General features: G+C 72.2%; 10 protein-coding genes. 6 read left to right on the top strand and 4 right to left on the bottom strand.

Translation table 11 applies throughout. The features are described 5' to 3' along the window. The coding region (locus AB0B89_RS29965) for a P-loop NTPase fold protein (RefSeq protein ID WP_358559504.1) at nt 1-2,446 on the bottom strand (2,446 nt) is incomplete at its 3' end. Nucleotides 2,447-2,714: 268 nt separating this feature from the next. After that, entirely contained in the window at nt 2,715-3,626 is a 912-nt protein-coding gene (locus tag AB0B89_RS29960; RefSeq protein WP_358559502.1) for a bifunctional helix-turn-helix transcriptional regulator/GNAT family N-acetyltransferase, read from the bottom strand. Nucleotides 3,627-3,810: 184 nt separating this feature from the next. Between AB0B89_RS29960 and AB0B89_RS29955 the strand changes: the two genes are divergently transcribed. The 3 genes from AB0B89_RS29955 to thiI all read left to right on the top strand — a co-directional run bounded on the left by AB0B89_RS29955 (nt 3,811) and on the right by thiI (nt 7,509). Next, nucleotides 3,811-4,815, top strand: coding sequence for a lactonase family protein (locus AB0B89_RS29955; RefSeq protein WP_358559500.1), 1,005 nt, complete (start codon nt 3,811-3,813; stop codon nt 4,813-4,815). A 150-nt stretch (nt 4,816-4,965) separates the two neighbouring features. Continuing rightward, entirely contained in the window at nt 4,966-5,991 is a 1,026-nt protein-coding gene (locus tag AB0B89_RS29950; RefSeq protein WP_358559498.1) for a 6-phosphofructokinase, read from the top strand. A 249-nt stretch (nt 5,992-6,240) separates the two neighbouring features. Then, a complete protein-coding gene (gene thiI, locus AB0B89_RS29945; RefSeq protein ID WP_358559496.1) occupies nt 6,241-7,509 on the top strand; it encodes a tRNA uracil 4-sulfurtransferase ThiI in 1,269 nt (422 codons plus the stop codon). A 55-nt stretch (nt 7,510-7,564) separates the two neighbouring features. Here the strand turns inward: thiI and aroF are convergent, their stop codons facing one another. Next, nucleotides 7,565-8,599, bottom strand: coding sequence for a 3-deoxy-7-phosphoheptulonate synthase (gene aroF / locus AB0B89_RS29940; protein WP_358559494.1), 1,035 nt, complete (start codon nt 8,597-8,599; stop codon nt 7,565-7,567). 272 nt (nt 8,600-8,871) lie between these two features. Between aroF and AB0B89_RS29935 the strand changes: the two genes are divergently transcribed. The 3 genes from AB0B89_RS29935 to AB0B89_RS29925 all read left to right on the top strand — a co-directional run bounded on the left by AB0B89_RS29935 (nt 8,872) and on the right by AB0B89_RS29925 (nt 11,611). Next, complete coding sequence (locus AB0B89_RS29935) at nt 8,872-9,480, top strand: molybdopterin-dependent oxidoreductase (RefSeq protein WP_358559492.1); 609 nt, start codon at nt 8,872-8,874, stop codon at nt 9,478-9,480. Between the two features lie 54 nt (nt 9,481-9,534). Then, complete coding sequence (locus AB0B89_RS29930) at nt 9,535-10,725, top strand: histidine kinase (RefSeq protein ID WP_358559490.1); 1,191 nt, start codon at nt 9,535-9,537, stop codon at nt 10,723-10,725. Nucleotides 10,726-10,798: 73 nt separating this feature from the next. Then, the gene (locus AB0B89_RS29925) at nt 10,799-11,611 is read left to right on the top strand and encodes a LytTR family DNA-binding domain-containing protein (protein ID WP_358559488.1); all 813 of its coding nucleotides are present in this window, start codon (nt 10,799-10,801) and stop codon (nt 11,609-11,611) included. A 541-nt stretch (nt 11,612-12,152) separates the two neighbouring features. On the opposite strand, the gene AB0B89_RS29920 is transcribed toward AB0B89_RS29925, so the two are convergent. Further along, the gene (locus tag AB0B89_RS29920; RefSeq protein WP_358559486.1) at nt 12,153-12,995 is read right to left on the bottom strand and encodes a deoxyribonuclease IV; all 843 of its coding nucleotides are present in this window, start codon (nt 12,993-12,995) and stop codon (nt 12,153-12,155) included. Nucleotides 12,996-13,337: the final 342 nt, after the last annotated feature.

The raw sequence follows: 13,337 nt of genomic DNA, 5'->3' as shown, positions 1-13,337 counted from the left end.
CGACCGCGTCGAGGTCGTCGGCGGTCGGGCCCTGCGCCCTGATGGCCGCCTCAAGGCGGTCGACCAGCTCCGGATCGGGCTGCGGGGGACGGGCCTGCCCGGCGGGGCCCTCGCCGCCGTCCTGGGCGCCCGCCCGCCCGCCGTACGGCGCGGCGGGGACGTCGAGCAGGGTGCGGAGGAAGGCGGGGACCCGTTCCCCGTCGTCCAGCAGCGGCACGCTGAGCGGCAACTGCACGATCTTCTCCAGGAACCGCCACCCGAGACCCGAACGCTCCTCCATGGCCGCGGGCAGCGTGCGGGCGAGGTCGCGGTAGGCCACCTCCACGTGCGCCGCCACGACCTCGGGCTCCATGGCCAGCACGAACACGCAGTTGGGGAACTCCCCGGCCAGGAACAGGTTCACCGCCTCGATGACCTGCGCGACCGTACCGGGCGAGCACCTGTCGAGGTCGTCCACGAACACCACCAGGGGCCGCTCCTCGGTGGCCACCATGCCGAGCACGCTGCGCATGTCCGTCTGCACCAGGTGCAGGAACCCGGTCCTGGACCGGTAGCCAGGGTCGGGGGTCAGCTCCTTGACCAGCTCGGGGGACACGCCCAGCAGGTCCGGCTGGCGGACCAGCCTGCGGAACGCGGTGTCGGCCGACTCGCCGAGGAACCGCGCCAGCCGTACGGCCGTCGCGGCCAGCAGGACCAGCGAGCCCCCGGACCCGACGGCCGCCGCCGTGCCGCGCAGGAAGGAGCCCAGCGCGGGCACCAGGGCCCCGGCGGCCAGGGCGGCGGCGCAGAACAGCAGGGTGGCGCAGAACGCCAGGGCCACCGGCAGCAGGCGGGTGGCGGCCAGCCGGTAGGCCCGCCTCCGGACGGCCTCCCTGTCGATCCGCGACAGGTTGAGCGTCAGCCAGAAGCGCTCGCGCTCGCCTCGGGGCAGGCGGCCGGTGACCTGGGTGATGATCTCGTGGGCCAGCCCCGCCCAGACCTGCTCGCCGCTCTGGTACATCCACGGGTTGAACCAGACGGTCGGCCGCCAGTCGGCGTGCCGCAGCGGCAGCTCGCCGGGCACCGCGTACTCCGCGCGGCCCTCCTCGGGGACCTTGGACCGCGCGAGCACCTCCGCGTTGGTCACCTCCTCCGGCGTACGGCGGTGCCGGTTGAGGTGGATCTCGGCGGGCCGGTCCTCGGCGGCGCCCGGATCCAGCAGATCCTGCACCATGCGCATCAGCGAGGTCTTGCCCGCCCCCCAGGGCCCCTTGATGCCGATGGTCAGCGGGGGCCGCGTGTCGGGATGGCGGACGAACGCCGCGATGGCCTCGGCGTGGACCCGATGGCCGAGCCTGTCGTTGATGGTCCACCGGTCGCCGGTCAGCCGGGTGCGGGGCCGCGCGCCGCGGCGGGCGGCACGCCACCGGCGCAGCAGGCCGGACACCCGCGACAGCTCCTCGGGGTCCAGCCGTCCGGTGACGGCCCCGCGGACCGCGGGGTCGGAGAACGGCCGGCCCTGCCCGAGCAGGCCCCACCGCGCCAGCTCCCGCACCGCCTCGCCGGAGGCGGCGCCCTCGTCGAGCAACGCGGCGATCTCGGACGTGAGCGGCTCGTCCTCGGCCAGCAGGGTCGCGCGGCGCAGCAGCCGCCTGGCGTCCTCGCCGAGGTGGACGTCGTAGATCCTGCTCACCAGCTCGGCGGCCGAGACGGGCGGCACGGCGTCGCCCGCGACGGCGAGGCGGGCGAGAGCGGTCCCGAAGGCGGCGCCGAGGTCGTTTACGGACTCACGCGCGGAGGCGACGCCGATCAGCTCGCCCTCGCCGTAGGTGAGCAGGTAGGGCCGCCGGTCGGCGCCGAGCTCCGCGCACCGCTCCTCCGCGTACCGGTAGAGGTCGCCGACCGAGACGGTGCCGTCCCGGTCGAGGTCCGCCTCGCCCGACAGGATGCCGTCGGCCATGATCTCGGTGAGGGAGACCGTGCGGCCGGGCCGTTCCCCCGGCATGGTCGCGCTCGTGGTCAGGGCGGCGGCGGCCGCCACGGGCTCGCCGCTGACCCGCAGGCGGCCCCGGGTCTCGTGGGGCCGGCCGGGGTTCGCCGTGATCAGCCACCCGAAGTCGACGACCAGCAGCAGCGCCGCGCCGTCCGACCGCTCGACCCGGCGGGAGAACTCGCCCATCAGCGCGCCGAACTCGCGCCGCCCCCACCCCGACTCGGTGGACCAGCGGACCAGGAGCAGGTCGCCGGGCTCGACGGCGTCCAGGAAGGAGCCGACCCGCCGGTGGTCGCCCGCGTCGCAGCCGGCGGTCTCGACCGCGTACCCCTGGGCGGTGAGGGCGTGGACCAGCCTGCGGTCGGGCCCGCCCGCCGGTCCCGGTCCAGGCCCGCTCTCGCGATCGAGGAAGACGAGGGCCTTGCGCTTCCTGATCGCCGGAGCGGGCGGAGCGGAAACGATCATCGAGGTCATCGGCGGGCTCCCCTGGCCGGGCTCCGCGCCCCTCGACCGCCGGGCCGTGCCGGCGCGGTGCCCGCCCTGCTGGCTGGTCTCGTGCTGGTGCCGTGCTGATCGGGGCTCGCTGGATGGTCTCAGACGCCGGGCCGGTCCCGGGCGCGCCGCGAACGGGCGAGACCCGCCCTTTGCCCGGTCTTTCCGCGGAGCCTCGCCGTGGCGCTCCGAGTCCCGCTTCCGGTGCTTCGGGGGCTCGCCGTGGTGCTTCGGGTCCCGGCCAGGTGCTTCAGAGGTCGCGGGACCAGGTCTGGATCGTCAGCTCAGCCCCCCAGTCGTGCTCGGTGTGCTGCTCGTCGAGCCGGAAGCCCGCCCGCTCGTAGATGCGCCGCGCCCCCGCCAGCACGTCGACGGTGACGAGGACGACGCGCTCGTACCCGGCCCTGCCGGCGAACGCCAGGCACTCCTCGACGAGCCGTCCGCCGACTCCCATGCCACGCGCGGACGGCTCGACCAGCAGCAGCCGGAGCTGGGCCGTGCGGTCGTCCCTCCGGACGCAGAAGATCGACCCGGCGGGCTCGCCCCCGACCTCGGCGATCCAGCCCGCCTCGCGCTTCGGGTCGTGGCCGTGGACGTAGTCGGCGACGATGCGGGCGGTCATGGCCTCGAACGTCTCGTCCCAGCCGTACTCCTGGGCGTACAGCACGCCGTGCCGGTGTACCACCCAGCCGAGGTCGCCCGCGCGCGGCGGGCGGATGACGTACGGCTCCGGCTTGGGGGCCTCGCCGAGGATCTCCTGGACGGTGGTCATGGCGGACATCAGGCGGCGGCGGTCCTCCTCGCCCAGCGGCGAGATCATGTCGCGGACCGCGGCGGCCGAGGCCTCGTCGAGCGCCCCGAAGGTGACCTTGCCCGCCTCGCTCAGCCGGACGACCTGGCGCCGGGCGTCCGCGGCCGAGCGCTCCCGCGTGACCAGCCCGCCGGCCTCGAAACGGGCGAGCATCCGGCTGAGGTGCCCGCCGTCCAGGCCGAGCAGCCGCCGCAGCTCGCCGGTCTCCATCTCGTCCCGCCGGTCCAGCTCGAACAGGACCCTCGCCTCCGTCAGGGAGTACGGGGTGTCGTGCATCCCGGCCCCGAGCACCCCGATGACGCGGGTGTAGAAGCGGTTGAAGGCGCGGATCCCGGTGACGAGCTCGTCCATCGTTGCTCCGATCAACTGATTTGTTGCCTCAGTCAAGCATGTCCGGGCTCGAAGATCCAGACCGTGACGCGGACCGGGCGACTTGTGCCACTTGGGCCCCCGCACCGAGAATCGGGACCGTGGCGAGGGCCCCGGCGCGCCCCTGTCAAGATCGAAGTAGGTCCAAGGCGCTATTGTCGATCACATGACTTCGGGGTACGACGTGCTCTACATCGGCGGATACACACCCGAGACCGGCGGGTCGGGTACCGGGCTGACCGTGGTCCGCAGGGAGGAGGGCGGCGTGCTCAAGGCGCTGGCCGAGACCGCCGCGCCCGGCCCGTCCTTCCTCGCCCTGCACCCCCGGCTGCCCGTGCTGTACGCGGTGCTGGAGCGCGAGGAGGGCGGCGTGGCCGCCTACTCCGCCGACCCGTACGGCCCCGGCCTGCTCGCCGACGGCACGAGCGGCGGGTCCTATCCCTGCCATCTGGCCGTCGACCCCACCGGCACCTGGCTCGCGGTCGCCAACTACGGCGACGGCACGCTCGCGATGTACCGGCTCGGCAGTTCGGGCCTGTTCGACGGGCGGCCGAGGCTCTTCCCCCACCAGGGTCATGGGCCCGACCCCTCCCGTCAGGCCGAGCCCCACGCCCACCAGGCCGTCTTCGGCCCCGGCCGGGCGCTCCACGTCTCCGACCTCGGCACCGACGAGGTCCGCCGCTACCTTCTCGGCACCGAGCCCGACCTGCATCCCGAGGGCCCGGCACGGCTGGCGCCCGGCAGCGGCCCGCGCCACATGGTCCACCACGAGGGCCGGTGGTACGTCGCGGGCGAGCTCGACGGCATGATCACGGTCTACGACGCCGAGTGGCGCGCGATCGGACGCGTGCCGGCCAGCGAGGCGAAGGGCCCGAACCACGTCTCCCACATCGAGATGTCGGCGGACGGCCGCCACCTCTACGTCGCCAACCGCGGCCCCGACACCATCGCCGTCTTCGGAGTGGAGGACGCCGTGCCGTCCCGGGTGGCCGAGGTAGACTCGGGCGGGCTGTGGCCCCGGCACTTCGCGGTCGCGGGGGAGCACATGTATGTCGCCAACCAGCGCTCCGACGCCGTGGCGACGCTCCAGATCGACGACGGCGTCCCCACCCCCACCGGTGAGACGTTCAAGGTCGGCAGCCCCTCGTGCGTGCTCGCCGTGGCGGTGTAGACGCCGCTCCACCACTTGGTCTAGACCAATGTTGGCCGCTGGGGCACAATGCTCTGCGTTGGTGGCCGCGCCGGCGATGCGACGAAAGCATTCTGGAGCCCGCGGAGCTCAACATAGTCTGACTGTGTACCCCATCGGGAGGAACCCGCCATGCGTATCGGAGTGCTTACAGGGGGCGGCGACTGCCCCGGGCTCAACGCCGTCATCCGTGCCGTCGTCCGCAAGGGCATCGGCGTCTACGGCCACGAGTTCGTGGGGTTCCGCGACGGCTGGCGCGGCCCCCTTTCGGGCGAGACGATGCCGCTGGAGATCCAGACCGTGCGGGGCATCCTCCCGCGCGGCGGCACGATCCTGGGCTCCTCGCGCACCAACCCCATCAAGATCGAGGGCGGCGTCGACCGCATCAAGAAGAACCTCGCCGACGGCGGGGTCGACGCGCTGATCGCCATCGGCGGCGAGGACACGCTGGGCGTGGCCAAGCAGCTGTTCGACCTCGGCGTCAACGTCGTCGGCGTGCCGAAGACGATCGACAACGACCTCAACGCGACCGACTACACCTTCGGCTTCGACACGGCCGTCAACATCGCCACCGAGGCGATCGACCGCCTGCACACCACGGCCGAGTCGCACCACCGCGCGCTGATCTGCGAGGTCATGGGCCGCCACGCGGGCTGGATCGCGCTGCACGCCGGCATGGCCGGTGGCGCCAACGTCATCCTGATCCCCGAGAAGCCCTTCGACATCGACAAGGTCTGCGAGTACGTCGAGAGCCGCTTCAAGACCCGCTACTCGCCCATCATCGTGGTCGCCGAGGGCGCGCACCCGATCGAGGGCCAGATGGCGCTCCAGGCCGGCGAGCTCGACGCGTTCGGCCACGTCCGCCTCGGCGGCATCGGCGAGCTGCTCGCCCACGAGATCGAGAAGCGCACCGGCAAGGAGGCCCGCACCACGGTGCTCGGCCACGTCCAGCGTGGTGGCACCCCGAGCGCGTTCGACCGGGTGCTCGCCACCCGCTTCGGCCTGCAGGCCATCGACGCCGCCAACGACGGCGACTTCGGCAAGATGGTCGCGCTGCGCGGCACTGACATCGTCCGGGTGAGCCTGGACGCCGCGACCTCCGAGCTCAAGACCGTGCCCCCGTCCCGTTACGAGGAGGCCGAGGTCTTCTTCGGCTGATCGTCCCGCCTCATCCGCACCACCCCCGTGCCGTGACGGCCGGGGGCGGTGCTCCGGGCCCTCGGGCGTACGGGCCTGACGGCGGGGTCTTCCGGGGGGCGAGGAAGGGGCGCGCGGGGGCGCGGATCCGGTGTGAGGGGTCCGGGACCCCGCCATCCGGGATAAATTGAAGGGTGCCCTGCGCAGGAACGACCTTCCGCGCGGCACGCAGCCCGACTCCGACTCCCACCACCGCCCGGAGGCAACCCCATGTCCGTCGTGCCCCCGTCAGCTCTGGGCGAGCCCTGCGTCCTGCTCAAACTGGGTGAGGTCGTCCTCAAGGGCAAGAACCGCGAGCTGTTCGAGCGGCAGTTGCAGATGAACATCAAGTCCGCGCTGAAGAGCTCCGGCGTGAAGGTCGACGTCCGCCAGCGCCACGGTGTCATCGCGATCCTGCTGCCCGAGGGCACGGGCGTCGAGACGGCCGACGCCATCGCCGCGCGGCTCACCGACGTGATGGGCCTGGTGTGGATCCACCGCGCCTGGCGGGTCGCCAAGGACCCCGACGCCGTCACCGCCGCCGCCCTGGAACTGGTCGCCGGCCGCCCCGAGGTCGAGCGCAAGGCGACGTTCGCGGTGCGCTCGCGCCGCCGCGACAAGCGCTTCCCCCTCCGCTCCAACGAGCTCGACCGCATGGTCGGCGGCGAGATCAACGACAAGTACGGCCTGCCCGTCCGCCTGAAGAACCCCGAGCTCACCGTCCACATCGAGGTCGACAGGGACGAGGTGTTCGTCTTCACCGACGGCCTTCCGGGCCAGGGCGGTCTTCCGGTGGGCACCAGCGGGCGCGGCCTCGTGCTGATGTCGGGCGGCATCGACTCGCCGGTCGCCGCCTACCGCATGCTCCGCCGAGGGCTCCAGGTCGACTTCCTGCACTTCTCGGGCATCCCGTTCACCACGTCCGAGTCGATCTACAAGGCGTACGCCCTGGTGCGCGCGCTGAGCAAGTACCAGGTGAGGGCCCGGCTGTTCGTGGTGCCGTTCGGCAAGGCGCAGCAGTCGCTGAAGACCTCCGGCGCCGACCGCCTCCAGGTGGTCGCCCAGCGGCGTCTCATGCTCAAGACCGCCGAGGAGGTCGCCCACCGCCTGCGGCGCGCCGTGCTGGTCACCGGCGACTCGCTGGGCCAGGTCTCCTCGCAGACCCTGCAGAACATCACCGCGCTCGACGACGCCGTGAGCATGCCGATCCTGCGGCCCCTCATCGGCATGGACAAGTCCGAGATCATGGCGGAGGCCCGCCGCATCGGCACCCTGGAGATCTCCGAGCTCCCCGACGAGGACTGCTGCACCCTGCTCACCCCGCGCCGGGTCGAGACCCACGCCCGCATCGCCGACCTGCGGCAGATCGAGAAGCGCCTGGACGCCGAGGAGCTCGCGGTCCAGCTCGCCGACTCCGTCCAGGAGTACAAGATCGAGGACTCCGGCCCCAGGCCCGAGCTGGCCGGGGCCGCTGTGGCCATGGGCGCGGACGGCGCCTAGCGCGGCGAGCGGCGCGGGAGGGCGCCCCGGGGCCGCCCCCTCGCGGGGCGGACGCCTACGCTACCGGGGTGAGCGCGGCGGCCACGCGGTTCATCAGGGGCGGGAAGTCGCGCATGACGCGGGCCAGCTCCTCCAGGTCGCCGTCCACGAGCGCCTGAGGGCCGTCGCAGAGGGCCTGCTCGGGACGCGGGTGGACGTCGATGATCACCCCGTCGGCCCCGACGGCGATCGCGGAGCGCGTCAGCGGGAGCACCAGGTCGCGGCGACCGCCGGAGTGCGATGGGTCGACGATGACCGGCAGGTGCGACAGCCGCTGGGCCACCGGCACGGCGGAGACGTCCAGGGTGTTGCGGGTGGCGGTCTCGAAGGTGCGGATGCCGCGCTCGCACAGCACGATGTCGAGGTTGCCGCGCTGGGCGATGTACTCGGCCGCCATGAGCCACTCCTCGATGGTGGCGTTCATGCCGCGCTTGAGCATGACCGGCTTGCCGACCGCCCCGACGGCCTGCAGCAGCGCGAAGTTCTGGGCATTGCGGGTGCCGACCTGGAGCATGTCGGCGTAGGAGGCGACCAGCTCGACGTCGTGGGCGTCCACGACCTCGGTGACGATGGGCAGGCCGGTCTCCTCGCGCACGTCGGCGAGGATCCGCAGGCCCGCCTCGCCGAGCCCCTGGAAGGCGTACGGGGACGTGCGGGGCTTGTACGCGCCGCCGCGCAGCAGGCTGGCCCCCGCCGCCCTGGCCATGCGCGCCGCCTCCAGCGTCTGCTGGTGCGTCTCGACCGCGCAGGGGCCGGCGATCAGGGTGACGGTGTCGGGCCCGATCGGCACCCCCGCCACCCGCACGGTCGATCTGTCGGGGTGGTTCTCCCGGCTCACCAGCTTGTAGGGCACCGACACGCGGATGACGTCGGCCACGCCGGGCATGCCTCCCAGGTTCAGGGTGCCGAACTGCGTTATGTCCCCGACGAGGCCGATGATCGTGCGGTTCACGCCACGGCTGACGAAGGCCTCGCCTCCCGCCGTGACGACCAGGTCGACGACGGCGTCGACTTCCCGTTGACCGGCTTCGGGAGACATGACGATGACCATGATGGTGCCCCTTCTCGATGAGAACCGCCTGGAGAACGACGAAGGCCCCGGGTCCTTTGGGACCCGGGGCCTTCGTCGACGTTTGCCTGTCAGCGCAGCATCCGACGGCGAACGGTCCGCTCCACGGGTCCGTCGCCATACCAAAACTCGAATACAGTACGCATCGCCAAAATCATAGCGCATGCCTCATCGGCCCAAATCGCGCACCCGGCGCCGGGAATCCGCGGGGTGCCGATGACACGCGGTCAAGAGCGCGGTGGCAGGATTGCTGCGTGCCGGATCCAACCGAGGAAACCCGACTGCCCCCCGGGCAGTACATCCCACGTGGCCGCCCGGTCATCCACTACGGCCGGGTTCCGCAGTTCCGGCCCGAGCGCTGGAACATGTCGGTGTTCGGGGCCACCGCCTCGGGCGAGGAGATCCGGTTCACCTGGCCCGAGTTCTCCGCCCTGCCCCGCGTGACCGTCGTCGCCGACTTCCACTGCGTCACCAAGTTCTCGATCATGGGGAACGAATGGGGCGGCGTGTCGGCCAAGACCCTGATGGAGGCGGCCCCTCCGGCGGCGGGGGTCAGCCACATCATGATCTGGGGGGAGTACGGCTACAGCGCCAACCTCCGCATCGACGACTTCGACCGCGATTCCACGATCTTCGCCATGGAGCTCGACGAGAAGCCGCTGACGTCCGAGCGCGGGTTTCCGGTCCGCGTCGTGGTCCCCCACCTCTACGCCTGGAAGAGCGTGAAATGGGTGCGTGCCGTGGAGTACCTGCTGGCCGACCGCCGGGGGTTCTGGGAGGAGCGCGGCTACCACAACCTGGGCGATCCGTGGCGTGAACAGCGTTATGCCTACCAGGAGGACCCCGGAGACGGTCCTTCGTAGGGTTCCGCAGAGTTCGGGCACGATCACATCAGGTGACCTATTACGGTTGCCCGCATGTTCCTTACCGGCTGGGCACTGTTATGCGTTCTGAGCGGTCTCGCGGGGTACGCCCTGGGCCGCCGCGGCGCCGACGCCGGGCACGACGACCAGGCCGACAACGCCACCTTCACCACTCTTCACCTCGCCGCGATGGCCGCGCCCTACCTCAGGGCCGGTCTCGCCCGCGACTCCGCCCGCAGGGCCGTACGCCACCTGCGCGCCCTTCTCGGCACCGAGGGCCTCGCCGTGACCACCACCGATCAGGTGCTGGCCTGGGACGGCGCCTGGGAGGCCCCGGGCGAGGCGCGCACCCGCGACCTGCTGGGCCACGTGCACGGCGTCCTGGCCGGCGGGAGGCCGCACCTGGTCGCGGGCGACGAGCTGTTCTGCGAGGCGGAGGACTGCGCCATCCGCAGCGGCGTCGTGGTGCCGCTCACCGTCGACGGGCGGGTCATCGGCTCCCTGGCCGCCTACGACTCCCAGGTGAGCGCGGCGCTCGTACGGGCGGCGACCGAGGTGGGGCAGTGGGCGTCGGGCCAGCTGGAGCTCGCCGAGCTGGACGCCACGCGGCGGCGGGCGCTGGACGCCGAGACACGGGCCCTGCGGGCGCAGATCTCGCCGCACTTCGTCTGCAACTCGCTGGCCACGATCGCCTCGTTCACCAGGACCGACCCCGACCGGGCCCGCGAGCTGCTGCTGGACTTCGCCGACTTCGCGCGGCACGCCCTGCGCCGCGCGGGCGACTTCACCACCCTGTCCGACGAGCTGACCTGCGTCGACCGCTACCTTCTGCTGGAGCGGGCGCGGTTCGGCGACAAGCTGCGCTTCGTCGTGGACGTCATGCGCGAGGTGCTGCCGGTGCCCGTGCCGTTCCTGTGCCTCCAGCCGCTCGTCGAGAACGCCATCACCCACGGCATACGCCGCGGCGGCGGGTCGGGCGAGGTGAGCGTGGTGGTCCGCGACGTGGGCAACGAGGTCCACATCACCGTCGAGGACGACGGCGCGGGCATGGACCCCGAGCGGATCAGGGAGATGCTCGACGGCGAGCCGCCGAGCGGCGACAGCGGGGGAATCGGCCTGGCGAACGTCGACGTGCGGCTGCGCCAGATCTACGGCCAGGAGTACGGGCTGGTCATCGACACCGCTCCCGGCGAGGGGACGACGGTCCGCATGCGCGTCCCGAAAATCCGACCAAGACACAACTAAACGGATTCAGACCATCACACAATGTTGAGATGGGGCTTGCCCGGGAGGTGCTCCGGGCGGCAGCGTTGTCCTCATGCTCCGTGTCCTGGCGGTTGACGATGAAGTGCACGCGCTGTCGGAGCTGGCCTACCTGCTCCGGCAGGACAACCGCGTCGAGCAGGTGCTCACGGCCTCAGACGGCGTCGCCGCGCTGCAGGACATGGTCGCCATGATCGGCGCCGGAGAGCGGCTCGACAGCGTGTTCCTCGACATACGCATGCCCGGTCTCGACGGCCTCGACCTGGCCAGGCTGATCGGCGCCTTCCCGAGCCCGCCGAAGCTGGTGTTCGTCACCGCGCACGACGACCGCGCGGTGCAGGCGTTCGAGCTGGAGGCCGTCGACTATCTGCTGAAGCCGCTCAGGCCCGACCGGGTCGCCGAGGCCGTCAGGCGCCTCGAATCGGCCACGTACGGCCCGTCGGCGGCCGAGGCCGCGATGGACGACGTGATCCCGGTCGAGCTGAGCGGGCGCACCAGCTTCGTCCCCCAGCACGCCGTCACCTACGCCGAGGCCAGCGGCGACTACGTGCGCCTGCACACCGCCGAGGGCACCCATCTGGTGCGCATGTCCCTGGCCGCACTGGAGCGCCGCTGGGGCTCATCGGGCTTCATCCGGATCCATCGCAGCACGCTCGTGTCGGCGCGTCACGTCACCGAGATGCGCTTCGACGAGGGCCGCATCGTGCTCCGCGTCGGCGCCACGACCCTGCCCGTGAGCCGGAGGCACACCCGCCGCGTCCGCGAGCAGCTCGTACGGCAGTCCCGCGCCGCCCTGCCGATGGGTGCAGACGCGCTCGCGGCCGGCGCCCTGCCGTTCGGCGCCCACCCGGTCGCACCGGGCCCGTGACCGTCTCCGCCGCGACCCGTGAGGACGTCCGCGTCTCCCCGGGTCCGTGACCGATTTTCCCGCGACCCGTGAGGACGTCCGCGTCCTCCGGGCCTGTGAGAAGGTCCGACGCGAGCCCCCGGTGTGCCGCTCGTCGGTGCGGAGGCGCCGCTCGTCGCGCCGGCACGTTCCGCATATCGCTGGCTACTGACCGCTTGGCGAGAGGCCGTCCAAGCGGGCCACATGACCCCGATGACCCACCGTAATGTCATCCGCGTCGAAGAGCCACACTGCGTAACCGGGGGGGACACCCGCCCCATGGGCCGGAAAGACCTTGGATACGCGGAACCGATGGCGATCGCCGGACTTCCGCGCCCACGCGCGCATCCGGCGGTCGCCAAAGGTCGCCGGGCCCTTACCGGGGGGTAGGGCCCGTCGGCCTCGGCGAGGCGGGGTGTTCGCCGGACGGCCGCGAGGCCCCACAGGTGATCCGGCCCAAAGGGGGGCGGCCGGATCCCCTGAGCGAGCACCCCGCCATCGCGGTACGGGTCCCCCGTGCGGCTCAGCCCCCGTCGCGGAGCTTCTTCAGCAGAGCGATGTCCTCGCGATGCTTCTCGGCCTTGCCGGGGGTCTCGATGCAGAGCGGGACCCCGGCCGCGACCGGGTGGCGCAGGAGCTCGGCGAAGGCGCCCACGCCGATGTGCCCGGCGCCGATGTTCTCGTGACGGTCCTTCTTGGACCCGCAGACGTCCTTGGAGTCGTTCACGTGGAGCAGCTTGAGCCGCCCCGGAGCGAGCGCGTGGAGGGCGTCGAGCATGAGCCCCATGCCTCCGGGGGCCGCCAGGTCGTGCCCGGCGGCGAAGGCGTGGCAGGTGTCCAGGCAGAGGTTCGCGCGCGGGTGGAACTCCAGCGCCGACAGGTAGGGCTCAAGGTCCTGGACGGTGGCGCAGAGCATCTGGCCCTGGCCCGCCATCGGCTCCAGCAGCAGGTCGGGACCGTCCTCCGGGATCTCGTCCAGGAGCGGCAGCAGGTGCTCGCGGAGCTGGCGCATCGCGGCGTCCCTCGGCTGGGTCACCGCCGAGCCGGTGTGCACGACGACCCCGCGCGCGCCGGTCTCGGCGCCCCGCCGGAGCGAGTGCCGGATGGTCAGGACGGACCGCTCCAGGGTGTCGGCGTTCGGGGAGCCCATGTTGACCAGATAGGGCGTGTGGATGAACATCGGGACGCCCGACTCGCGCAGCGCGGCGTCCTCGGCGGCCCTGCCCTCGGCGAGCGCCCAGCCGCGGGGGTTGGTCACGAAGACCTGGATGATCTCCGCTTCGATCTCGGCGGCGTAGCGCAGGCCGCCGGTGGCCAGACCGCCTGTGACCAGCGCGTGCCCGCCGATGAGTGAGGTTTCGGTCATGGTGATACCCAGCTTAGGGGAGGTCGCCGGATGTCCGGAAAGCCGTTTTCCGGGCTCGTGGCCGGACCACTTGGAGCATGACACGAAAAGTCGTGACGATGCGTTGGGCCACTTGGGAGCTCCCGCCGCTGGACCACGCCCGCCGGTGGCGGTCTACTTGCTGGCATGCCGAAAGTGACACCCGCTCGACGCGGCCTGGCAGGCTTCAACGCGCTCAGCCCTCCGGAGGCCGAGGAGGAGCTGCTGAGCTGCTGCGCCTCGCGCGCGTTCGCCCGCCGCGTCGCCGCCCTGCGCCCGTACGACGATCCCGGCGGGCTGGGCGACGCCGCCGAGGCGGCCGTC

The sequence above is a fragment of the Sphaerisporangium sp. NPDC049002 genome (assembly GCF_040649355.1).
Lineage (GTDB): Bacteria > Actinomycetota > Actinomycetes > Streptosporangiales > Streptosporangiaceae > Sphaerisporangium.
Note: the sequence above shows the minus strand (reverse complement) of the source record. Positions and strands in the feature narration are given on the sequence as shown.

What these genes read in the sequence shown, in the direction of transcription:
- AB0B89_RS29960 (WP_358559502.1), bottom strand. Translation starts at nt 3,626, where the DNA reads ATGGACGAGCTCGTCACCGGGATCCGCGCCTTCAACCGCTTCTACACC.
- AB0B89_RS29955 (WP_358559500.1), top strand. Translation starts at nt 3,811, where the DNA reads ATGACTTCGGGGTACGACGTGCTCTACATCGGCGGATACACACCCGAG.
- AB0B89_RS29950 (WP_358559498.1), top strand. Translation starts at nt 4,966, where the DNA reads ATGCGTATCGGAGTGCTTACAGGGGGCGGCGACTGCCCCGGGCTCAAC.
- thiI (WP_358559496.1), top strand. Translation starts at nt 6,241, where the DNA reads ATGTCCGTCGTGCCCCCGTCAGCTCTGGGCGAGCCCTGCGTCCTGCTC.
- aroF (WP_358559494.1), bottom strand. Translation starts at nt 8,599, where the DNA reads ATGGTCATCGTCATGTCTCCCGAAGCCGGTCAACGGGAAGTCGACGCC.
- AB0B89_RS29930 (WP_358559490.1), top strand. Translation starts at nt 9,535, where the DNA reads ATGTTCCTTACCGGCTGGGCACTGTTATGCGTTCTGAGCGGTCTCGCG.
- AB0B89_RS29925 (WP_358559488.1), top strand. Translation starts at nt 10,799, where the DNA reads ATGCTCCGTGTCCTGGCGGTTGACGATGAAGTGCACGCGCTGTCGGAG.
- AB0B89_RS29920 (WP_358559486.1), bottom strand. Translation starts at nt 12,995, where the DNA reads ATGACCGAAACCTCACTCATCGGCGGGCACGCGCTGGTCACAGGCGGT.